General features: G+C 45.8%; 17 protein-coding genes and 2 tRNA genes. 10 read left to right on the forward strand and 9 right to left on the reverse strand.

The window, feature by feature from the left end; all coding sequences use genetic code 11:
• From ACYQ4O_RS10680 to ACYQ4O_RS10690, 3 genes are all read right to left on the reverse strand, one after another.
• A partial coding sequence (locus ACYQ4O_RS10680) for a VIT and vWA domain-containing protein (RefSeq protein WP_460175568.1) occupies positions 1-2,114 on the reverse strand: 2,114 nt, incomplete at its 3' end.
• Positions 2,107-2,520 carry a helix-turn-helix domain-containing protein gene (locus ACYQ4O_RS10685; protein WP_460175569.1) on the reverse strand — a complete coding sequence of 138 codons (414 nt, stop codon included), beginning with the start codon at positions 2,518-2,520 and terminating at the stop codon, positions 2,107-2,109. The genes ACYQ4O_RS10685 and ACYQ4O_RS10680, both read right to left, overlap by 8 nt.
• Before the next feature lie 213 nt (positions 2,521-2,733).
• Positions 2,734-4,998 (reverse strand): AAA family ATPase, encoded by a 2,265-nt coding sequence (locus ACYQ4O_RS10690; protein ID WP_460175570.1) that lies wholly within the window; start codon positions 4,996-4,998, stop codon positions 2,734-2,736.
• Positions 4,999-5,281: 283 nt separating this feature from the next.
• On the opposite strand from ACYQ4O_RS10690, the gene sstT reads away from it, so the two are divergent.
• Positions 5,282-6,514: a serine/threonine transporter SstT gene (gene sstT, locus ACYQ4O_RS10695; protein ID WP_308513183.1), complete on the forward strand. Its 1,233-nt coding sequence runs from the start codon at positions 5,282-5,284 to the stop codon at positions 6,512-6,514.
• A gap of 165 nt (positions 6,515-6,679) precedes the next feature.
• Here sstT and narJ read toward each other — a convergent pair whose 3' ends face one another.
• Positions 6,680-7,315 carry a nitrate reductase molybdenum cofactor assembly chaperone gene (narJ, locus tag ACYQ4O_RS10700; RefSeq protein ID WP_460175571.1) on the reverse strand — a complete coding sequence of 212 codons (636 nt, stop codon included), beginning with the start codon at positions 7,313-7,315 and terminating at the stop codon, positions 6,680-6,682.
• A 226-nt stretch (positions 7,316-7,541) separates the two neighbouring features.
• Between narJ and ACYQ4O_RS10705 the strand changes: the two genes are divergently transcribed.
• The 5 genes from ACYQ4O_RS10705 (at position 7,542) to metC (ending at position 16,288) form a co-directional block, all read left to right on the forward strand.
• The gene (locus tag ACYQ4O_RS10705) at positions 7,542-8,837 is read left to right on the forward strand and encodes an MFS transporter (protein ID WP_460175572.1); all 1,296 of its coding nucleotides are present in this window, start codon (positions 7,542-7,544) and stop codon (positions 8,835-8,837) included.
• Between the two features lie 36 nt (positions 8,838-8,873).
• Positions 8,874-12,632 (forward strand): nitrate reductase subunit alpha, encoded by a 3,759-nt coding sequence (locus ACYQ4O_RS10710; RefSeq protein WP_460175573.1) that lies wholly within the window; start codon positions 8,874-8,876, stop codon positions 12,630-12,632.
• A complete protein-coding gene (narH, locus tag ACYQ4O_RS10715) occupies positions 12,629-14,227 on the forward strand; it encodes a nitrate reductase subunit beta (RefSeq protein WP_308513187.1) in 1,599 nt (532 codons plus the stop codon). Before ACYQ4O_RS10710 ends, narH begins: the two co-directional genes overlap by 4 nt.
• Positions 14,227-14,943, forward strand: a complete 717-nt coding sequence (gene narI / locus ACYQ4O_RS10720; protein ID WP_236578406.1) for a respiratory nitrate reductase subunit gamma — start codon at positions 14,227-14,229, stop codon at positions 14,941-14,943. The genes narH and narI overlap by 1 nt, the downstream gene beginning before the upstream one ends.
• 154 nt (positions 14,944-15,097) lie before the next feature.
• The gene (metC, locus tag ACYQ4O_RS10725) at positions 15,098-16,288 is read left to right on the forward strand and encodes a cystathionine beta-lyase (RefSeq protein ID WP_460175574.1); all 1,191 of its coding nucleotides are present in this window, start codon (positions 15,098-15,100) and stop codon (positions 16,286-16,288) included.
• Between the two features lie 34 nt (positions 16,289-16,322).
• Here the strand turns inward: metC and ACYQ4O_RS10730 are convergent, their stop codons facing one another.
• From ACYQ4O_RS10730 to folE2, 5 genes are all read right to left on the reverse strand, one after another.
• The gene (locus ACYQ4O_RS10730; RefSeq protein ID WP_460175575.1) at positions 16,323-17,096 is read right to left on the reverse strand and encodes an SDR family oxidoreductase; all 774 of its coding nucleotides are present in this window, start codon (positions 17,094-17,096) and stop codon (positions 16,323-16,325) included.
• Between the two features lie 138 nt (positions 17,097-17,234).
• A complete protein-coding gene (locus ACYQ4O_RS10735) occupies positions 17,235-17,870 on the reverse strand; it encodes a thiol:disulfide interchange protein DsbA/DsbL (RefSeq protein WP_308513191.1) in 636 nt (211 codons plus the stop codon).
• Between the two features lie 111 nt (positions 17,871-17,981).
• Positions 17,982-18,533, reverse strand: a complete 552-nt coding sequence (locus ACYQ4O_RS10740; protein ID WP_460175576.1) for an SPOR domain-containing protein — start codon at positions 18,531-18,533, stop codon at positions 17,982-17,984.
• A gap of 2 nt (positions 18,534-18,535) precedes the next feature.
• Complete coding sequence (gene argS / locus ACYQ4O_RS10745; RefSeq protein WP_460175577.1) at positions 18,536-20,269, reverse strand: arginine--tRNA ligase; 1,734 nt, start codon at positions 20,267-20,269, stop codon at positions 18,536-18,538.
• Positions 20,270-20,286: 17 nt separating this feature from the next.
• Complete coding sequence (gene folE2, locus ACYQ4O_RS10750; RefSeq protein ID WP_308513195.1) at positions 20,287-21,090, reverse strand: GTP cyclohydrolase FolE2; 804 nt, start codon at positions 21,088-21,090, stop codon at positions 20,287-20,289.
• A 213-nt stretch (positions 21,091-21,303) separates the two neighbouring features.
• Between folE2 and ACYQ4O_RS10755 the strand changes: the two genes are divergently transcribed.
• The 4 genes from ACYQ4O_RS10755 (at position 21,304) to ACYQ4O_RS10770 (ending at position 22,288) form a co-directional block, all read left to right on the forward strand.
• Positions 21,304-21,615: a hypothetical protein gene (locus tag ACYQ4O_RS10755; RefSeq protein WP_460175578.1), complete on the forward strand. Its 312-nt coding sequence runs from the start codon at positions 21,304-21,306 to the stop codon at positions 21,613-21,615.
• A gap of 12 nt (positions 21,616-21,627) precedes the next feature.
• On the forward strand, positions 21,628-21,999 hold the full coding sequence (locus ACYQ4O_RS10760) for a hypothetical protein (protein ID WP_460175579.1): 372 nt from the start codon (positions 21,628-21,630) through the stop codon (positions 21,997-21,999).
• A gap of 33 nt (positions 22,000-22,032) precedes the next feature.
• A tRNA-Tyr gene (locus ACYQ4O_RS10765) sits at positions 22,033-22,118 on the forward strand.
• Between the two features lie 84 nt (positions 22,119-22,202).
• Positions 22,203-22,288, forward strand: a tRNA-Tyr gene (locus ACYQ4O_RS10770).
• Positions 22,289-22,292 lie beyond the last annotated feature (4 nt).

The raw sequence follows: 22,292 nt of genomic DNA on the forward strand, positions 1-22,292 counted from the left end.
CCTGGAATTTTCATAAAGCGATACAGGTCTCTTAGGAAAGATAGCTGGTTGTCTAGCTGATACAAGTCGATGGCACTTGAGTCAGCCAGTTCTTCCAGTTTTTGAACTAGCTTTCTGCAATCCTTTTTCTTTAGCTCATCACTTTCCTGAGCAATTTCCCACAACTCAAATAGATGTTTAGCGTCCATTAATTGTTTTACTATCTCTTCCGTGTCACCGTAGAAGAATGAGCAGTCAACTCGATCGGAATCCTCTTCCTCAAAAGCCTCATCACTCATTATTTCCAAAGGCTCATCTAAACGGCGCATGGCCCTGCTTGCGTGCCAGTGGCCTAGGTGAGATGCTCTGGAGTACTTTCTGATAGGTTCGCTCATGCAATAGGAGATGTCTCCGGGTCCGTCCAGGTCTCCAAGGGGCACGCTGCACATTCTGTCGGCAACCTGCATTTGAGGCACCACACTCAATTTTGCAAAGTCAGTTACTTTATCCTCTTCTGCACGTTCTACTACGAGGAGGAAGTTGGTGCGGGGTCCAGCCAAGTTGTAGCGAATACCTAAATATTCTTGTTCTTCGGCATCTTTACTGGCAACCATGCGCATATTAGCAACAAGTTGGACAAGGGCTTTTCCAAATTCTTGGTCTAACCGTTTTATGGAGATTTCTTGCTTTTGTCCATCTTCTAAAAAAGACATTTTTAATTCATCAATCGGCTCTCTCAGGAAAGCTGCTGATGAACAAGAGTCAGCCGAGTAAGCCGTCCTCGGGGCCCTAGAGGTCCAAATTGCATCTTGAGGCCAGTGAACGCTAACTGACTTCAACAGTGGAGCCTGAAGGCGGACAATTACACTGTTTGCAGCATCCTCGATGTCAGAGTAGCTGTAAACTGATTCGTACACTCCGCCTGTGGACTCAGAAATTTCAGTCAAAAGACTGCCGTAAGGAGCCATCCCGATTCCTAAGGTGAAGATTCTTCTGCCTGTCTTTTTGGCAGCTTTTTTCACGCTCTTCGTATCCCAAACTTCTCCGTCGGTAATTAAGAGAATGGCGCTATTCTCACTTTCCCCTCGGCACAGGTCTGTGCATCCATTCAAGGCACCTGCAAGCTCAGTTCCTCCTAAATCGGCTTGAATGTGCTTGATGACTTCTCCCCATGGTCTTGTAAGCCATTCCTTAATTCTGGAGTTGCACTCCGGAATGGTGACATTTTTTGCAATTTTTTCCAGTCTCAGATCAGATCCAAAACGATACAGGGTAACTTGATCTTGTGGATCCAACCCTCCCACAATTTTTGAAAGTGTTTCTTTTGCCCACTTAATTCGGCTTCCATCCATTGATCCGGAGCAATCAAGTAAGACACAGAGATCTAGGGGTGCTTTTTTAGGAGCAATCTGCGGAATAAAAGATGCCAAGGCAGCCCACTCTTTGCCGTCTTGTGCGAGACACAAGACACCTGAGCTCTCAACTTCAAGGTCAACGACGAAATCGCGGTCGGCTTTGCCGACGGCACCAACCTTTAGACCTTCTTTGCAGTAGGAGCATCTGATGGCGTGAGAAGGAGAGTAGACAGTGCCCTCATCGAACGGCTTCTTAACGAGAAGCTCTCCGGAGCAGACGTAGTCCGCAAAAATATTCGCTTCAACTCCAGCGAGAGGTGACGGATAGGATTCTTCGCTGGCGGCATAGCGCTCATCCAATACCATCGGGATAGTGATGCGGACTTTTTTGCCGTGAAACTCTAATAGCTGCATATACTCGACAGTTATTTTGGCTTTTTCACCCGGCTTCAGATTGCCGAGTGAAGCAGTGCAAAAGTCCTGCTCTTCGATCTTGAGCATTACCGGAGAATCACCGGATTCCATGGCGTTTTCATAAGTCTCTTCTGCCTTCTTCTTTGGAAGTGCGCAAGCATGACGAACAACACCGTTTATTTCGGCCGAGAAAGAAGTAATCACACTCTTGCCATACGGGAGCGGAAAGCTGTAGCTGATTTCAATGGTATCGTCCGTGGTGTTCTCATAGTTTTGAACAGACTGATATCGGAAAAGAGGACCGTCCACTTCACCTTTCCATTGAATGGATTTCAAAGGAATGTTGGCTTTCACATGATTACTCATTGTTCTCTCCTTTATTCTGTTTGTATTCTTGAACAAGTTCAATAATTTTTTCTGTCAGCTCCGGAAGAGCCTCTGCCTTAATTTCTGCCTTTCGGTTATCGAGAACCAAGGTCATTCCTGAACCAAGAAAAATGTGGGAGCACCAAGAAATTGTTCCGACTTCGGGTTCCGGAAGTGCAATTGAATCTTCGTCATAAGAAGTGATTTCTTTTAACCGAACATTCTTATGAGATAGCCTCTTGATCTTGAGCAGCTCTTCCAGATGTTCATTGGTGTAGTAGGACCCGCGTTTTTGACCCAATGGGGGTGCTACATACCCTTTTTGAATGTAGAAACGAATCGTTCTTCTTGGTATCCCGGTGAGTTCAGCGAGATCTTCCAGACGAAATCTTTTGTCGCTTTCCATCCTCTCCTCCTTAATTGAATTTTATTATACACTAATTGTGTATTAAAAAGTGTCATAAAAATAAATTACTATTCAAAAAAATCAAAAAGTGCCTATCTTATTGAATGTTTTTGGATTTTTTACTTCGGTTTGGGGAGAGATTAGCTCGAAAAGTCAAAGACCTCTTCGAAAACTTGAGTTCGAAGAGGTCAAAGATGAAGTCGTTATGACTGGTTAAGAAAAACCAATTTTTCGGACGGCACCTCCGTTTCCTTTGATTCGTACCTCGTCTTTAAGGGCTTCTAAGAAAGCTTTTTTCGTTTTCTCGGTTCTGAATTTGAATTGACGATAGACGGCGGCAAAATCACCGGGGGTTAGTTTTTCGAAGTCTTCAACTTCAGCCAAAACTTCTGCTAACGAACCTTGAAGCCGAAGTTGAGAAGAATACTTTTTGAATAGTTTTTTAGCCTGTTCAGGATTTAAGAAGTCAAATTTTGTTTTCAGGTCAAAACGGCGCAAAGCTGCCGGATCAAGAAGATCTATTAAGTTGGTGGTTGCAATAAACACCCCTTCGAAGTTCTCAATTTGTGTCAGCAGCTCATTGACTTGTGTGACTTCCCAGGAGTGACTGCTTAAGGTTCTGTCTCTCAAGAAAGAATCGATCTCGTCAAGCAAAAGAACGGCATCATCTCTCTGTGCGTCTTCAAAGGCTTGGGCAATAATCTTTTCCGTTTCCCCAAGATAGCAGTTCAATAAGTCAGAAGCTTTTCGAACGATGAGTGGTTTTTCAAGGTATTTTGCCAACCACTTTGCGTAGGCAGTTTTTCCGGTCCCGGGAGGTCCATAAATACAAATTTTTGCGCTCCCGGCACGTTTAACGCCTTCTGCGATCTTTTTGAGTTCGAGCGTGGAATTGGTTAAATCCGGATCATACAAGTAGGTTTGATTCTTTTCGATAGGAGGCAGTTTGGGAAGGCCTTGAGCTTTGAGTTTTTCTGTAATGATCTCCATGGCAACTTTGGAAGAGAGTTTCAATGAAGTCATAGACAATGTCTCCAAAATTTCTGCCGCCTGCGAGATAATCCCCGGTGAAAGAAAGTTGCTCTTCGTCAGTCGAGTTAATTCTTTTTCATCGAGAAATTTTCCTAGTTTCCGATGTGTTAAGTCCTTGAGGACTCTCAAAGGAGGATTTGCTACCTCTAGAACAAAAGTAAACCTTCGAATCATCGCAGGATCGAGGCCTGCAATAGAATTTGTCATCCATATTGTTGGAGTTTGGTTTTCCTCCAGGCACTTGTTGATGAAGGCCTTGTTAGTGCGAAAAGTGTAAGACTTCTGAATTCCTTCGTTGAAGAGATCCGCTGCCTCATCGACGGCAAGAAGAGAGTCGCTGGAGGAGCTCAACAAGGAAGAAGCGACTTTCCAATTATCCCAACGGCTCGTGGACTCGGATGATTCAGAGCCGGATGTGGAAAGAGAAGGTTCAAAAGCTTTTAGTTCCGATTCTTTAGCCAATAAGCGACTTAACTCGGTTTTTCCTGTTCCCGGCGGCCCATATAAGAGAATGTTTACACCTTTCCTGGGATTTGAGGCATTTTGCTTTAGAAATGGAAGAATTATGTTCGAAATAGCCGGAAGATAATTAAAATCTTTTAAAGATAAAATGCTCGGTTCCGTTTGAATCAGGTATTGAGAAAAGAGCTTCTGTTTGGTAACCGTTCCCCAAATATATTGGTTCAGATCATTGTTGTGGAAAACTTCGAATAAATCTTCCGCATCCGCAGAAGGATAGCTTTTGAGTGTCAGGACGCCGCAGTTAACTAATTTTCCTTCCGGAGAAATGACTTTCATGACTTCAGTAAACGAGACATCGAAAAGCCACGCCATAATATCTCCAAGTAGATGAATGCCTTTATTAGTGAAGTCAAAGAAATCGATGACTTCCTTGAGCAGGGGATTGGCTTGAATAAGAAGAAGGAAAAACAAAACATCAGTTTCAAAGCTTGAAAGACGCAAACATTCCTGCAGCACTGTTGCATTCTTTCGCATTTTCTCTGGAAAGAGACCGGCTGTTTTGACTTTGTCCGATATCGATTGATAGAAGTCAAAGAGTTCCTGTGGAATGCTCTCTCCTCCTCGGCCTAGCTTTTTTCTGAGTTCTTTGTAGGCGCGGGATACTTGATCAGGAAGATCGTTCTCGATGTCTTCAGAAGTTTTAGGCTCTTCGTCGTCCTCAAAGTTTCCCGATTCAATAACTTCTTGAACCAGCCTAGAAAAAAGGTCGCTAATGACCGTCCCAATTTTAGTTCCTGGCAGAACACTGTATCCTTCCTTGGACTGTGCACTAAATTTTCTTATTCGGTAGTCTTTTTCCAAGGTGTACCAGCCGCCCCGCTCCACTAAAATCTTGGTAATCCAATAGTCAACTCCAGCTACGCTTTCTTCACAAGCGCCTGTAAAGCTCAAAGCAACACCGATATTTCTTCGTCTTTTAAACATATTTTGCGCTCCTTTGATCTTTTTCTATTATTGCATTTGAAGCGTTAATTTATGACGCAAGAGGATGGTCAAATTTGAATATTAATGTTTGCTACCAAGACGTTTATTCAATTTTTGCTCCGTCTTAATTGAGAGGATTTTTTACTAAAAAAGATACGTAAAATTTCTTGAAAAGACACAAAAAAATAATTTTGTCTAGTGGAATTAGTTCTAAGTTTTTCGATTTAGCTGTTTTTTCCTATCTAAAATTTAGTAACAACTTTTGACAATAGGAATTGAATAAATGAAACGTACCCTACCTTTTCTACTTTCACTGGTTCGACAAGGATCGCTGGTAAAGCAGATTATTGTGGCTTTGGTCCTTGGTATCGCTGTTGGAGTTTTATGGCCCAGCGGTGCTGCCTCCTTGGAGGTTTTAGGAAGTTTCTTCGTCTCTGCGTTGAAGGCAGTTGCGCCGGTTTTAGTGTTCGTTCTGGTTGCTGCATCTATCGCTAATCAAGACACCGGCAGCGGCGGCAAAATTAAATCGGTTCTCTTCCTCTATATCTTAGGAACTTTCTCTGCTGCATTGGTCGCTGTTATTGCAAGCTTTATGTTCCCGACCTCGATTGCGTTAGTTGAAGTTAAAGATGCAGTCACTGCACCCGGAGGAATTGCAGAAGTTATTAGGAACTTGATTTTCAATCTCGTTGATAATCCTGTTAAAGCTTTGGCTAATGCTAACTATATCGGTATTTTGGCTTGGGCAGTTAGCTTGGGTATCGCCCTTCGCCATTCCAGTGACGAAACTAAGAAGATTGTCAGCGATTTATGCAACGGCGTCGAGTACATTGTCAGACTTGTTATCCGTTTAGCTCCGATTGGTGTTTTCGGTTTGGTCGCCGGTGTCATAGCATCCACAGGTTTGGAAGGCATGCTTAGCTACGTTAAGCTGCTCGTCGTCCTTATCGGCTGCATGATCTTTATCGCCTTGGTCGTCAATCCCTTGTTGGTATGGTTCTATACACGCAAGAATCCTTTCCCCCTCGTTTGGATGTGCTTAAGAGAAAGCGGTGTTACAGCGTTCTTCACCCGTTCATCTGCCGCCAATATTCCGGTCAATATGAACCTTTGCCGTAAACTGAACCTCGACGAGAACGTTTACGCTATTTCCATCCCGGTAGGTGCAACTATTAACATGGCGGGCGCTGCTGTCACTATTACCGTTTTGACTTTGGCTGCCGCCACTACATTGAACGTTCATGTTGATATCGGAACGGCTCTCTTGCTTTCCTTGGTTGCTACCGTTTGTGCGTGCGGCGCATCCGGTGTACCCGGCGGTTCTCTTCTTCTTATTCCATTGGCTTGTGGGTTGTTCGGTATTGAACAGAATGTTGCTATGCAGGTTGTTGCCGTGGGCTTCGTAATCGGCGTCTTACAAGATTCCGCAGAAACTGCTTTGAACTCTTCAACAGACGTTTTGTTCACAGCAGCGGCTTGCGAATACAATCAAAGAAAAGAAGCAAGCGCTCACTAATCTGAACCATTCAGGTTCATAAAGAAATCTTTCGCCTGCCTCCGTTTGAATGATGAAGGCAGGCGATTTTTATTCGATGAATTGAAATCAAATGGTAAAAGTAAAAAAGGACTCCAACAGCTAAAGTTGGAATCCTCGCTTTCTACTGGGATGTTTCTAAAAAACTTACTTTTTCACAAATCGGACAGGCTGTTCAACCGGATTGGCGCCGCCTCCGAAGGTAACGGGCTGATCCTGCCATTCGGCATCTAAAGTCGGAGTCAAATCGTCTTGAGTAAGCTCCGCTTTCTCCGGTTTCACATTGGCAATCGATAATAAAGCTTCGGTGACCGGAAGCCACGGACTATTCATTAGCTTAAGCTCACGGTTGATGGATTGAATAAGCGGAGCAGCACTCGTAAGCCACATCTGAGCGTCAGCAAATTTGAGTCCGGATAAAAACTCTAAGATCGCCGGAAGGAAATCCGGTAATTCATTGCTCTCAAACTTTAGTCCATGATCCTCATACAGGCGCAGAAGATTGAGCATTGCAGAACCTCTGCCGCGGGAATCACCATGCAGATGTTCGAATAAATTCAAACTGGCTTTCTTGCCTAAATCGAAAGTGGAGACATAAATTCCTTGCAGATTTGCTAAAGATGATGAAGAGAAGTGTTCAATCATCTTGGATAAATTCTCCTTGACTTTGTGACTGAGAGTAGGCGCATTCTGAATCGAAGAAGAAATCTCATCTAGTTCATCAAATAATTGCTGTCTCGGGTAAACAAGCAGACAAGCCATGGCCTTTAGTTCAACATTCATTATTTACCCCCTAATTAAGGGTTATCTCTACATACAGAGATCATACAAAAGATAAGTACGCTAATAACTCCAGGGGGCGGTGTGAATACCCAAATCGATGATTGTAAATGCTTATTTCAGTGATAAAGATCGAGGAGATAGGCTCAAAATGGATGATTTTCAAAGGGGTACTAGGGGATAACTCCTAGACTTCAAGAAGATAATCCATAAATTAAAGGAGCGCATTATGCGTGCAGATATTAAGGTTTGGAACCCTGAAAATCCTGCCCAATGGAATAAAACATTAGCATGGACAACAGTTTGGTTAAGTACCTTCAGTTTGACATTGGGCTTTTGTGCCTGGTTCTTGGTACCTTCTTTGGCTCCTAGATTAAATGAAATTGGCTTTCAGCTTGACCATCGCCAATTGTATTGGTTGGTGGCCATGGTAGGCCTTTCCGCTGGAACTTTAAGAATTATTTGGACCTTCTTACCCCCAATTTTGGGAACAAGAATTTTAGTAACTTTTTCAACGGCTTTGTTGCTGATCCCGCTGTTCTGCTGGGTATATGCAGTAATGAATCCCGGTACACCGTATTGGGTCTTGCTGCTGTTCTCTTTGTTCAGCGGTATTGGCGGCGGTACATTCTCTGGCTTGATGGCAAGTACTAATTACTACTTCCCGAAAAAGGAGAGAGGATTCGCTTTGGGCGTCCAAGGCGGTCTATCTGACTTCGGTACCGGTTTAGTTCAGTTTGTCACACCATTAGTAATCGGTTTCAGCGCTTTTGCAGCACTTGGCGCTCCTCAGGTTGCTCACTTGGCTGACGGCAAGACGGTTCAATACTGGCTTCAGAACGCAGCCTGGATTTGGATTCCGTTCGTCGTCATTATTACTATTCTGTCTTGGCTTTGCCTGCGTTCAGTTCCCGTAACCGCAAACATCAAGAAGCAGTGGGCCATTTTCGGTAATAAACACACCTGGTTTATGACTTTGTTCTATTACGGAACATTCGCAACATTTGCCGGACTCGGTGCTCAGTTGGCTTTGTTGGGAACTCACGAATTTGCTCATATCGAAAACGCTCCGAACGTCGTTGCATTAGCTTGGTTAGGCCCTGTCATCGGAGCTTTGTCAAGAGTCGGTGCAGGTAAGGTTGCTGATTCCATCCGCGGCGGCCGTGTCACCACGATTATGGCTGTCTGCAATATCATCGGCTTGCTCGGGTTGTGGCTCTACAAACCGGATTCTGTAATGGGATGCTGGATTTGGTTAGGCTTCATGTTCTGGGTATTCTTCTGGACCGGTGTCGGCAATGCCTCTACTACTGAACAGATGGCTGTTCTGTTCCCGCCGCTTCAGGGTGGCGCAGTCGTTGGTTGGACTTCAGCAATCGGTGCTTATGGTCCTTTCACTATCGGCGTCCTCTTGGCTGAAACCAATGCAGCAACAATGTTTGCCGTAACAACAGCAATCTTTATCGCTATCTTATTAATCAATATTTATTACTACGACCGTAAAGATGCCCCGGATCTTTGCTAATTCGTCGGACAAATAAATAAAAAAGGGAGAACCTATATGCCTGGAATGATGAAAAGTTCTCTGTTCTTCTCAAAGAAGGTCGGTTCCTATTCAGATGGTTGGGGTGAAGTTGTAAACGCTGACCGCGGTTGGGAACAGGCTTACAGAGACAGATGGGCACATGACAAAATCGTCCGTTCTACCCACGGCGTTAACTGTACCGGCTCCTGCAGCTGGAAGGTATACGTCAAGGACGGTATTGTCACATGGGAAACCCAAGAAACTGACTACCCCCCAACGCCTCCCGGAGTTCCGAATCACGAACCTCGCGGATGTCCTAGAGGAGCAAGTTACTCTTGGTATCTCTACAGTGCCTCCAGAATTAAACATCCGTTAATCAGAGCTGAGCTTCTTAACTATTGGGAAGAAGCTCGGAAGACAATGGATCCGCTAGCTGCTTGGAAGAGCATTGTTGAAGATCCGCAAAAGAAGAAAGCTTATTGCGAAGCCCGCGGTATGGGCGGATTGGTTAGAACTTCCTGGAATACCGCTCTGGAAATTATCGCCACTGCCAACCTCTACACGATTGACAAGTACGGTCCGGACAGAATCGCTGGTTTCTCACCGATTCCAGGCTACTCTATGGTCTCCTACGGTGCAGGTACTCGGTATCTGTGCTTGATCGGCGGTACGCCTCTCTCCTTCTATGACTGGTACTGCGATTTGCCGCCGTCATCTCCTCAGACATGGGGCGAACAAACTGACGTTCCTGAATCTGAAGCTTGGTACTACTCGAGTTATATCATTGTTTGGGGTACCAATATTTCCATGACCCGTTCTCCGGACGCACACTTCCTGATTGAAGCCCGTTATAACGGTACCAAGGTTGTGAACGTCTGTCCGGATTACGTGGAAGTAACGAAAGACGCCGATATGTGGATCCATCCGAAGCAGGCAACCGATGCTGCTTTGGCTTTGTCTATGGCTCACGTCATCTTCAAAGAGTTCCACTACGAAAATCCGGATCCGTACTTCACCGAATACGTTAGAAACTATACCGACTTCCCAATGCTTGTCATGCTCGACAAGAATGAAAAGGGCGGCTATGTTCCGGGACGTCTGCTTCGCGAATGCGATATCGGCGCTCCGGCCGGAGAGAACAATCCGGAATGGAAGACCGTCGTCTATGACGAACTGACAAAAGATGTGGCCGTTCCGCAGGGCTCAATGGGTTACCGTTGGGGTCAAAAAGAAGGCCAGGATCTCGGTAAATGGAACTTGAACTCCGTAGATGGACGGACCGGCAAAGAAATTAAGCCGCAGTTGTCATTCTTGAAGGATTCGCCGGAAGTGGTCGATGTTTCCTTCCCGTACTTCGGCGGAAGAGAACGTCCGATGTTCACTCCGAACGAACAGACGTCCGATGTAATCGTTAGAAAAGTTCCTGCTAAGACAATTAAAGTTGACGGAAAAGAATACTTAGTCGCTACAGTGTTCGATTTGTTCGGCAGCTACCTTGGCGTCGACAGAGGCTTGGGCGGTGAAGTTGCTCATAGCTACGAAGATAACGTGCCGTTTACACCGGCATGGCAGTCTGTCATTACCGGCGTTGAACCCGAATATGCAATCACTGTAGCTCGTGAGTTTGCAAAAGCAGCTTCTAAGACCAAAGGCCGGGCTTGCGTTCTGATGGGCGCAGGCGTTAACCAGTGGTTCCAGACCGATAACACTTACCGTACGATTATTTACCTTCTGTTGATGTGCGGTACTTGCGGTGTCGTCGGCGGAGGCTGGTGCCACTATGTGGGTCAGGAAAAGATTCGTCCGGAAGCCGGATGGTCCGAATACTCCTTTGCCAAAGACTGGGAGCCCGCCAGCCGCCATATGAATGCGACTAGCTACTTCTATGAACATACCGACCAGTGGCGTTACGAAAGAATTCCTCTGTCCGATATGCTGTCTCCTTTGGCAGATACCAAAGTTTATAACGGCACTTATGTCGACTATAACGTTAAGTCTGAAATGATGGGCTGGCTGCCTTCTGCTCCTCAGCTCAACGTCAACCCGACAAAGATTGCCCCGCTCGCTCAGAAAGCCAACGAGGATCCGACTCAGTATTTGATCGATCAGCTCAAGGCCAAGAAGATTCAGTTCAGCTGCCAGGATTTGGATGCTGAAGAAAACTGGCCGAGAAACTTATTCGTTTGGCGTTCGAACCTGCTCGGTTCTTCCGGCAAAGGTCAGGAATACTTCCTGAGACATTTAATGGGAACTCAGAGCGGTATTCTCGGCGGAGAATTAACAGAAAAGGACGGCTCGCTGCTTCCGCAAATGGTTAAATGGCGTCCGCCTGTCACGGGTAAATTGGATCTGTTGGTCAATATGGACTTCCGTATGAGTACAACGTCCATTTACTCCGACATCATCCTTCCGACAGCAACCTTCTACGAAAAGAACGATATCAACACAACGGATATGCACAGCTTCATCCATCCGTTCGTTAAAGCCGTTCAATGTTCTTGGGAAGGCCGTTGCGACTGGGATACTTACAAGGACATCGCCAAAAAACTTTCTGAAATCGCTGCGATGTATCCGGATAAATTCGGTAACGTCGTTGATATGGTTATGACGCCGCTCGGTCACGATTCTCCTCATGAATTGGGCCAAGCTCTGGATGTTAAGGCCTGGTACAAGGGCGAATGCGATTTGATTCCGGGCAAGACAGCTCCGTTGATTCACGCAGTTCCGAGAGACTACCGCACCATTTACGATAAGTACACGTCTATTGGACCTCTGCTCAGCACAAAGGGCGGCGGCAACCGCGGCATCAAATGGAACCTGGATCCGGAAATTGAAGAGTTAAGGCAGTTGAACGGTACGGTTACCGAAGGCGTTGCTAAAGGACGTCCGAAGATGCTTACCGACATCAATGCCGCTAACTTCATCATGAGAGTTTCTCCGGAAACCAACGGTGCTTTGTCGTACCGCAGCTGGACATTCGTTGAAAACCAATGCGGTGTTAAATGCCGCTGGATGTCCGAAGGTCATATCGAAGACAAGATTACCTTCGACGATTTGGCTCACCGTCCGGCTAAGACATTTACCGCTCCGGACTGGTCCGGCACGATTACTCCGGAAACTCCGTATGTAGCATTCTGGCAGAACGTGTTTGTCAAACTTCCGTGGCGTACTCTGACGGGACGACAGCAGTTCTATCAAGACCATAGCTGGATGAGAGCTTTCGGTCAGGAATTTGCTCAATATCGTCCGCCTGCATTCCAGAGATCGTTGGAGGGTTATAAGGATATTGCGGCAAACGGCAATAAAGTCATCATGCTGAACTTTATGACCGCCCACCAGAAATGGGGTATTCACTCCACTTATTACGACAACGAAAGAATGCTTGCGCTGTCCAGAGGAGGTCCTGTAGTTTGGATGAGCAACCTCGATGCGGCCAACGCCGGCATCGTTGATAACGATTGGATCGAGTGCTGGAACTGCAACGGTTCAGTTGTTGCAAGAGCCATTGTCTCTTCAAGAATGCCGGAAGGCCTATGCATCATGCAGCACGCTACTGAAAAGACAGTTAATACACCGGGATCTGAGATTAACCACATGAGAGGCGGCGACCATAACTCTCCGACAAGAGTTATCGTCAATCCGACTCACATGATCGGCGGTTACGCTCACCTCTCTTATGCCTTCAATTATTACGGAACTATCGCTCCAAACAGAGACGACTTCGTGTGGATGAGAAAGATGAATAAGATCGACTGGATGGAAGAAGAAGCTCCGAGCAAAGGAGGTAATTTATGAAAATCCGTGCACAAATAGGGATGGTATTAAACCTCGATAAATGCATCGGTTGTCATACTTGTTCCGTTACCTGTAAGAATGTGTGGACTAACCGCCCCGGTACCGAATATATTTGGTTCAACAATGTTGAAACAAAGCCGGGCGTCGGTTATCCGAAACAATGGGAAAACCAAAAGAAGTGGCTGGGCGGCTGGGAACTTAAAAACGGTACTCTTCGCCTTCGCCGCGGCAGCAAACTCGGCGTACTCGCCGGAATTTTTGCGAACGGCAAGCTTCCGGGAATTGATGAGTACTACGAGCCGTATACCTTCGATTATCAGAACCTGCAGAAAGCTCCTCGTATGAAGACTTCTGTGACGGCACAGCCAATCTCTTATCTGACCGGAAAGAAGATGAAGAAGATTGTCAACAGTGCCGCATGGGACGATAACCTCGGCGGTACGGATCTGATGACTACACCGGATGTCAACTTAGCTAACGTAGAGCGCGAAATTTACGCACAGTACAAGAACACTTTCTTGTACTATCTGCCGCGTCTGTGCGAACACTGCTTGAACCCGGCCTGCGTAGCCAGCTGCCCGTCCGGTTCGATCTACAAGCGTGAAGAAGACGGCATCGTCTTGGTCGACCAGAACAAGTGCCGCGGTTGGAGAATGTGCGTCTCCGGCTGCCCGTACAAGAAGGTTTATTACAACTGGTCTACAGGGAAAGCCGAGAAATGCATTTTCTGTTATCCGCGTGTAGAAAGCGGTCAGCCGACCGTTTGCGCTGAAACCTGCGTCGGGCGTATTCGTTACATGGGCGTAATGCTTTACGATGCGGACCGCATTAAGGAGCTCGCTTCCACACCAAACGAAGAAGATCTTTACGCAGCCCAGAAATCCATTTTCTTGGATCCGAACGATCCGAATGTTGAAGCTCAAGCACTTGAAGCAGGAATTTCTCACGACTGGATCGAGGCCGCGAAGAAATCTCCAATCTACAAGATGATCTGCAAGTGGGGCGTAGCGCTTCCGTTGCACCCGGAATTCAGAACTCTGCCTATGGTTTGGTATGTTCCGCCGCTTTCTCCGATTGCTCAGGCAGTCGATGCGGGCAAGCTTTCTTTGAAGGGGGATCTTCCGGATGTAGAAAGTCTGCGTATTCCTGTCCAGTACTTGGCAAATCTGTTTACCGCAGGCAACACAAAACCGGTTCTGGATGCTCTAGGACGCCTGTTGGCTGAAAGAAAGATCCTTCGTTCTTACAGCAACGGTGCCGGAATATCTCAGTTCCTGACTTGTGAGGTATTCCCTGAAGAGCTCAAGGATAGTCCGGACGTTAAGCTTCTGGATTCTTTGGGACTGACATTGCAGGATGTTTGCGATATGCATAATCTCTTTGCTATTGCCGACTATAAAGACCGCTTTGTCGTACCGTCAGCCAACCGCAACCATATGGCAAGTATGCTGTCTCAGGGTTCTCAAGGAATTAACTTGGGAGGCGGTGCTGACATGCGCCGCAGAGCGTCGGTTATCTTCGGCGGTCCAATGAACCGAAAGGTCATCCCTCTTTTCGAAGAGTATGAACGCAGTACCGATAAGGTGGGAGGCTAATGATGAATGATCTCTATCTAACCTTAAATTTCGTGATCTTCCAAGTGATGCCCTATGCGATCTTGGCAATCCTGCTTCTCGGCAGCTTTGCCAGGTATCTGATTAGCCCGTTTTCCTGGAAGAGCCAGAGCAGCGAACTCATCGATAAAAAAGACTTGATGTGGGGCGCAAATTTGTTCCATATCGGTGTCATCATCGTGTTCTTCGGTCACGTCTTCGGCCTCTTTACTCCGAGCGCAATCCTCGACATGATGGGAATGACTCCTGCCGTTCACCAACTGGTTGAAGTCTTTGTAGGAGGCACCTTTGCCGTTGTAGCAGTCCTTGGCATCTTTATTCTGTTCTTCCGCCGTTGTTTCAATGATAGAGTCAGAACAGCATCAAGACCAAGCGACTACCTGGTTTTGATTCTCCTGATTGCCGTATTGCTTTTCGGATGCGCTTCCGTTATTGAGTCCTATCTGTATGACCACTCCGGTGCAACCATCGTATTGTTCCGCTCTTGGGTCCATGGTTTACTTACTTTCGACCCGAATGCTTGGACCTACATGCTGCAGGTTCCCGAACCTCAGAAATGGCATATCTTCATCGGTTTGTTGGTATTTTTGGTTGTCCCGTTTACCAGACTGGCTCACATCTGGAGCGGATACTTCACACCATTATTCCTTATCAGACCGCACCAGATTATGCGTATTAATAGGAAACCAATGAAGTAATCAACTGCTTCGCAAAAGAAAACCCGGGCCACATCGCTCGGGTTTCTTTTAAACTGAAGCAAGACAAAGTCACTCGCAGTCCAAGAAGATCGTTTAATAATAACAGCCGGTTTATAATTTTTTGTCCTAGTCAAAGAACACTCCGGATCCAAGTATGAGCGACTTTTCTTCCAGCATTTCAACTAAGCTGGTTCATGTCGGTAGAAACACAGACGTGAGCCAAGGTTTTGTCAATATTCCACCGTTTAACGGCTCTACGGTTTTGCACCATTCTTCCGCAGATATGAAAGAAAGAACACGCCGTCAAATGAACGGAGAGGAAGTTTTGACTTATGGGACCGGGGGAGGACCCACACACGATGCTTTCTTTCAATTGATGAACGAGCTGGAAGGCGGGGAAGGTACTTGGGCCTATTCCACCGGTCTTGCCGGCTGCGTGATTCCTTTTTTTGCTTTTGTGAAGGCAGGCGACCATGTGTTGGTTACAGACTCAGTCTATGGACCTACACGAGAGTTTTGTGAAACGATTCTACGAGGACTAGGAATTGAGGTTGAGTTTTACATTCCGACGATAGGTGAGAGAATTGAGGAGCTCATACGTTCCAACACCCGTTTGATTTTTATGGAGAGCCCTGGCAGTCACTCCTTTGAGATGCAGGATGTTCCGGCGATTGTTCGTGTTGCTCAAAAACATAACGTCTGGACCATGATCGACAATACTTGGGCGACTCCAATGTATTTTCAGCCGTTGAAAGCTGGTGTCGATGTTGTCATCCATGCAGCGACTAAATACATCGGAGGCCATTCTGATTTGCTGATGTCAACGGCAACCTGCAATGCCAAGGCGTGGCCTTTGGTAAAGGCCGTCAGCATTACGATGGGACAGTTAGCTCCGGCAGACACTATTTATTTGGCCCATCGCGGCATTCGGACGATGAAAGTCAGAATGGAGGCACAGTTCAAATCCGCGCAGAAAATTGTTGATTGGTTAGAGCAGCAGCCGGAGGTCGAAAAGATTTTGTGGCCTGCTCACGAAAAAGATCCCGGTTATCCGATCTGGAAAAGAGATTTCACGGGAGCCGCAGCCTTATTTGCTGTCAAACTAAAAGACAATGTGCCTGATGCTGCTTTGGATGCTTTCTTGGACAACCTTAAACTCTTCGGGCTTGGATATTCATGGGGCGGTTATGAAAGTTTGCTTATCCGGAGTTACGGAAAGCGATGCAAAGATGATTCAACAGCTTTTGAAAAGATGCTTCGGTTGTCCATTGGGCTGGAAGATGCAGAAGACCTTATAAGAGACCTCCAGAGAGGTTTTGAAGCATTGCGAAAGGAAATGCCCTAGCGAAGAAAGAAAAGGCGCCAAAGGCGCCATTTCGTTAGTTCTGTGTAGATGTTTTTCTTGGTTTCTGCTTTCTTGATGCCAAAATCTTATCGAACAGGCAGTTTGGAATGATCCTCAGAACTTTAGAGAGCACGCCCATTTGCCAAGGAATCGTCACATAGGACTTTTTCTCAAAGATAGCTTTAACAGCCTCTTTGGCAAATTCTTCCGGTGTCAGAAGGAAAGGCATCTTATACGGATTTTTTGCGGTTAAAGGCGTCTTCACAAATCCCGGAGAAATGGTCACGACGTCCACGCCGTGCTTTTTCATTTCCACGCGCAGACTTTCGCAGTAAGTGATGACTGCTGATTTGCTTGCGCAGTACGCTTCGCTTCCTGGTAAGCCGCGGATGCCGGCTACGCTGGCAATACCAACCAACGTTCCTCTTTTTCTTTCCATCATCGGTGCTTCAAAAGCGTGGAAAGTGGAGGCCATGGATAACACATTGGTTTCGAATACTTGGTCAAATACTTCCAAGTCCTCTTTGAATTGTGTTTTGACTCCGATAGAGACACCTGCACAGGCGATTGCCACATCCACGCCGCCGCATTCTTTATCGAACTTACGGGCTTCGTCAATCAATTTTTCTCTATCAGTTACATCGCAGACAATGGCCTTATGCAAATGAGAGTGTGGAAGGCGGTAGATAATCTCATCGAGTTTTTCTTTTCTTCTGGCAACAAGTCCGAGAGTTGCGCCCTTAGCGGCAAATTCTTTTGCGAGCGCTTCTCCGATTCCGCTGGAAGCTCCTGTAAGAAAAATGTTCATTTATTTAATTTCCGTGAAAGCGTACTAAACCGCAATAAAGAGATCATTTTAATGGTGCAGAGCGGCTTCCTGCAGGCTGCGAATGAAAAAAAGCTCCTTAGAGTGGAACGTTAAGGAGCTTACTCGCAGAAGAGAGAATTATTTGTTACTTTCTCTTTCTTTGTTGATTAGGAAATCCATCACCTGGATAGCGCCCTCGCGTGTCCCGACCATATGAGGCGCGGTGATGTATTTTCCGTTGACTGCATTACAAGGAGTGCCGTCGATGTCATAAGCCATCCATGTTTTGCGAGCCTTTTCAGTGTTCATCTTCGTGGAGAAAGAATTAGCGGCCTTTAAGAACTCTTCCTTATTCAGCCCATTGGAGGCTAAATAATCAGCAACGCTGTTAAGGTCCGGCATTTCTCTGCCTTCTTTAATAACGGCATTGAACATCATGTCGTGGTACGGATCGAGCTTATTGAGTGCTTCAAGCGCGTAATAGGTCTGAGTGAAGTGCTTGGTTTTATCAGACCATGCCACCGGGATTCTCTTGAAAACAACATCATTCGGAAGCTGGGCTGCCCAAGGTTCTACTGATTTTTCATAGGTGTAGCAGTGCGGGCAGGTATAAGCAAAAAATGTAAGAACTTCGATTTTCTTTGGATTGGAAGTTTGAACCGGAGTTTTTAAAGCAACGTAATCAGTTCCGGCAACTGGCTTATCCGCAGATGCAAAAACTGTCAGAGGCATAAAAGCTGCGATTGCTGCAGCAAGTATTGAACGTCTGAGCATATTTAAACCTAATAAATAAAATATTCAAAAATGCTAGTAAATTGAACTGAAGAGGAAATTAAATAACAATACGCAGTCAAAAGACTGCGTATCGGATACTACTGAAGATGTTTATTTCACTCGTCCTACTGTTGCCTGGAACGAGTTCTGCATTAAGCGGGTTTTGACATCATTGGCTTCTTGATTGGTCCCGTAAGGTCCGAGACGGACTCTGTACCATGTTGTTCCGTTTTCAACTCTCTTAATGATGCGAGATTCAAAGCCGAGAAGGCCAAGCTCTGCTCTAAGGTTTTCTGCCTCAGCTTCTCCTTTGAAAGCACCCGCTTGGACAACATAACGGTAAGTTTCTTCAGCCGGCTGCTTAGCCTCTTCTTTAGGGTTGGCGACATCGGCAGGGTTAGGATACTGAGGCTCTACAGTTACAACTTTGCTTTTCGGAGCGTTGGCCGGTGAGTCTCCGGTTCCATTAAGCGCAGCGTTCGGATCCGGAATCGCACCGTTGGCGATAGGATTGATTTTCTCACTGGCCTGGTTCACTTTATTGATAAAAGGAATCGGTGCATTGGTAATGAAAAGAGCAGCCGCTGCGCAGGCACCAACACCTACGACACCCCCGACTAAAAATCCATAAAACCACGTTCCAAAACCGGATCTGCCTGCCATTTCTATTGCTCCTTATCGGCTCTGTCCAATCTTTCCGGAGCTGACACTCCCAAGATTCCGAGGCCGTTTTTGAAGACTTGCTGGACCGCCAACAATAAAGCGAGACGAGCATTTCTTGTCTTCTCATCCTCAACGAGTACTCTTTCTGAATTGTAGAAAGAATGGAACTTGGATGCCAGATCAGACAAATACGCAACTAAGCTGTGCGGTGCAAGTTCGTTCGCGGCCGAGGCAAGAACATTCGGATAGTCAGAGAGCAAATTCATCAAAGCGAGCTCGGAAGGAGCTGTTAAAACGCTCAGATCGAAGCTTGAGGCCTGGTGTTCGCTCGGAACACTGAATCCTTTTTCGGCTGCTTGCGCAAAAATAGAGCAAATGCGGGCATGAGCGTATTGAAGGTAATACACCGGATTTTCATCAGACTGACTTTGAGCCAAATCGATATCCAGATTGAACTCTGCGTCGCTCTTTCTGTTAACTAAGAACAAACGGGCTGCGTCTTTGCCAATCCATGTTATCAGATCACGCAAAGTTACATAGGTTCCGGCTCTCTTACTCATCTTTACTTCTTGACCGTCTTTGATGACGTGAAGCATCGTATGAAGAAGATATGCAGGGAAATCTTTTGGAACTTCAAAGTTGAAAGCAGGTGCAGCCGCCTGAATGCCGGCACGGACACGTGCTACTGTACCGAAGTGGTCTGTGCCTTGAATGTTCAAAGCTTTCTTGAATCCTCGTTCAAACTTGTTAAGGTGATAGGCCACATCAGGAACGAAATATGTGTAAGTTCCGTCAGTCTTCTTTACGACACGGTCCTTATCATCGCCGAAATCTGTGGATTTAAACCACAGTGCGCCGTCTTTCTCGTAAAGTTTTCCGGCTTTATCGATGGCTGCAACAGCGTTTTGAACTCTTCCGTCTCTATATAAAGAGCTTTCTAAGAAATAGTTATCAAAGGAGACGCCGAAAGCTTGTAGATCGTTGTACTGCTCGTTTCTCAGATAAGCAACAGCGTACTTACGAATGTTTTCTAGATCGTCGACATTTCCGCTGCTGTGAATAGGTTCGCCGTCGAATGCGCTGAAGCTTTCTTTATCTAGATATTTCTGAGCGATGTCGCGAATATATTCGCCTTGATAGCCGTCTTCCGGGAATTTGACATCTATACCCAAAATTTCTTTGGCTCGAGCCTGGACGCTGTCGGTTAACTTCTGGATCTGAACGCCGGCATCGTTGTAATAGAACTCGCGGCTGACAACCCATCCTTGAGACTTAAACAAATTGGTCAGTACATCGCCGAGGGCTCCCTGGCGAGCGTGACCTAAGTGAAGCGGACCGGTTGGATTCGCAGAAACAAACTCAATAAGAATAGTTTTATCTTTGTCGGTCGGAAGACAGCCGAATTTTGTGCCTTCTTCCAAAACAACCTTCACAACTTCCTGCTTGGCTTGATCGGACAATGTCATGTTGATGAAGCCCGGCCCTGCAATTTCTATATTTTTGAAGAATGTCTCGGTGCCCGGCTGTGCTTTGATCTTTTCAACAAGCTGTGCTGCGATATCACGAGGTGCCTTTTTCATAGCTTTGGCGCACTGTAGTGCCACAGTGCAGGCCACATCGCCGTGAGCGGCTTGCTTCGGTTTCTCCAGGATAACCTTTGCAGTCTCCGGAGCACCAATTTCTTTCAGGGCCTCTGTGAAGAGGCTCGAGATATAGTCTTTCTGAGTATTAAGCATTTTTTGAAGACGCTCTCTTATTCTTCAGCTTTCTTAGAAAAAGTGATCGAGGCAAAAGCAGAGTGATTATGAATAGACTCAAAGTTTTCTGCTTCCACTGTGAAGGAGAGAATGGCCGGCTCGTCTTGGCAAAGGATGGCGACATCTCTGACTAAGTCTTCAACGAACTTCGGATTTTCGTAAGCATGTTCAGTAACGAATTTTTCGTCAGAACGCTTCAACAGACCCCAAACGGGACAGGAAGCGGAAGATTCAATCATCTCAATTTGCTTTTCAATAGCAAAATTGGTTTCGAGCTCTGCATTGATAGAAACTAAAGAACGCTGGTTGTGAGCACCATACTTACTGATTTCTTTGCTGCATGGACACAAACTTGTTACCGGAGCTTCAACTTTTTGATTAATTTTGATATGGCCGTTTTTAGCCTCAGCAACTAATTGAACTTGATAGTTCATTGTGCTGTGAAGTTCAGAAACCGGGGCGGCTTTTTCCATAAAGAACGGAAAGGTAAGACTGATATAACCGCCATCAGCTTTTAGAGAAGAAAGCATCTGTGCCATTACATCAGTTAAAAGAGTAGGGCAAAAAGGCTTGTTGATGCTTTCGAGTAAAGTCCAAAAGCGGGACATATGGGTGCCTTTTTTGTCTGCCGGTAAAGAAACGTACATTTCAACATCGGCAACAGTATGCTGGGAACCCAGAACAGTCTTAACTAAAATCGGGGTTTTGATCCCTTTGACCCCAACTTTTTCAATAGGAATATTACGGCGGTCTAGAGAGGATTGAACGTCCGGAAGGACCATCAAATCGTTACTTGTCATTTTTTCCTCAAAAGGTCTGGAAAGACCCGTACCAAAATAAAGATAGTTGTCAAGTATACCTTGAATCGAGTGTGAACTTTTTTCATAATCGAGGATCTTTGGGATCATCCGAAGGTAGACGGACTTTTTAACAAAAAACTTTTGAATTTTTCCTGTAAATTGACGTAGATTAACAATCAGTCATGAGTTGACAATTAATTTACAAGGAACGTGATGAACTATCCGATAAAAAAAATTATCTGGGTAGCGGCGGCCGTAGCGGTAATTGTGCTGTTAGCTATGTTTGTTATTCCGGTTATCAGTGCTCTGCTTCTGGGATTCTTCGGGGTGTGTGCCTTATTGGCAGCTTCTCGTTGGATTGCGGGAGTTTTTAATAAAAATGAGCCTGCAGAAGATAAATATGACACCAATTATCAGGACCACTCTTCAAGCCGTGGTTTCCGCAGACCTGCCAGAATCGGCAGAACGAGACAAGAGATAGAAGACGCTGAAGTTATTAAAGACGAAAATAACGGCAGAAGATAATCTAATTTAGAAATGGACAAACAAAACGAATCCTTTAATTCCAATAAGAAAATCCGCCTTAAAGATACGAGGATTGCCTACTATTGGAATCTAGTGCTTTATATCTTGTCCGCCGTGACATTCGCAGACGGACTTGTTAGCCTCTCTTCCGAAATTTGGGGAGGGGCTCTAAATGATTTCGGACTGACTTTAGTTTTCCTGGTTCTGAGCACAAGAGGGGAACAAATCGCAGCCTACGCTTACATTAAGGACCCTGAGCAGAAAGATAAAGTGATTAGAGCCTTAGTGGAGAACGAAAAAACTAGGAAGCCCTGGCTCGGAAAAATTTCCGCATTAGGTTGGGGTTTGATGTTCGCCGGAATTGCAATTGAGTTGCTAATGTAAAGAAACCTATGTTAAGATAGCGGTTTCCTTTTCGGAGGGGTGCCCGAGTGGCTAAAGGGGGCAGACTGTAAATCTGTTGGCGCACGCCTACGATGGTTCGAATCCATCCCCCTCCACCAATAGGAAACAAAATATTTCAAAAAATTAACGCTTGACTTGACAAGTTCTAAAAACTTGTTAAAATCTCCGACTCTCTGATACATGGAGGGGTGCCCGAGTGGCTAAAGGGGGCAGACTGTAAATCTGTTGGCGCACGCCTACGATGGTTCGAATCCATCCCCCTCCACCAGTAT

The organism is Turicimonas sp. TL08 (assembly GCF_054660695.1).

Coding starts and splice junctions, on each gene's coding strand:
- ACYQ4O_RS10755 (WP_460175578.1), top strand. CDS start 21,304: ATGAACTATCCGATAAAAAAAATTATCTGGGTAGCGGCGGCCGTAGCG.
- sstT (WP_308513183.1), top strand. CDS start 5,282: ATGAAACGTACCCTACCTTTTCTACTTTCACTGGTTCGACAAGGATCG.
- ACYQ4O_RS10740 (WP_460175576.1), bottom strand. CDS start 18,533: ATGGCAGGCAGATCCGGTTTTGGAACGTGGTTTTATGGATTTTTAGTC.
- narH (WP_308513187.1), top strand. CDS start 12,629: ATGAAAATCCGTGCACAAATAGGGATGGTATTAAACCTCGATAAATGC.
- folE2 (WP_308513195.1), bottom strand. CDS start 21,090: ATGACAAGTAACGATTTGATGGTCCTTCCGGACGTTCAATCCTCTCTA.
- narI (WP_236578406.1), top strand. CDS start 14,227: ATGATGAATGATCTCTATCTAACCTTAAATTTCGTGATCTTCCAAGTG.
- ACYQ4O_RS10705 (WP_460175572.1), top strand. CDS start 7,542: ATGCGTGCAGATATTAAGGTTTGGAACCCTGAAAATCCTGCCCAATGG.
- ACYQ4O_RS10685 (WP_460175569.1), bottom strand. CDS start 2,520: ATGGAAAGCGACAAAAGATTTCGTCTGGAAGATCTCGCTGAACTCACC.
- ACYQ4O_RS10735 (WP_308513191.1), bottom strand. CDS start 17,870: ATGCTCAGACGTTCAATACTTGCTGCAGCAATCGCAGCTTTTATGCCT.
- ACYQ4O_RS10690 (WP_460175570.1), bottom strand. CDS start 4,998: ATGTTTAAAAGACGAAGAAATATCGGTGTTGCTTTGAGCTTTACAGGC.
- metC (WP_460175574.1), top strand. CDS start 15,098: ATGAGCGACTTTTCTTCCAGCATTTCAACTAAGCTGGTTCATGTCGGT.
- ACYQ4O_RS10730 (WP_460175575.1), bottom strand. CDS start 17,096: ATGAACATTTTTCTTACAGGAGCTTCCAGCGGAATCGGAGAAGCGCTC.
- narJ (WP_460175571.1), bottom strand. CDS start 7,315: ATGAATGTTGAACTAAAGGCCATGGCTTGTCTGCTTGTTTACCCGAGA.
- ACYQ4O_RS10710 (WP_460175573.1), top strand. CDS start 8,874: ATGCCTGGAATGATGAAAAGTTCTCTGTTCTTCTCAAAGAAGGTCGGT.
- argS (WP_460175577.1), bottom strand. CDS start 20,269: ATGCTTAATACTCAGAAAGACTATATCTCGAGCCTCTTCACAGAGGCC.
- ACYQ4O_RS10760 (WP_460175579.1), top strand. CDS start 21,628: ATGGACAAACAAAACGAATCCTTTAATTCCAATAAGAAAATCCGCCTT.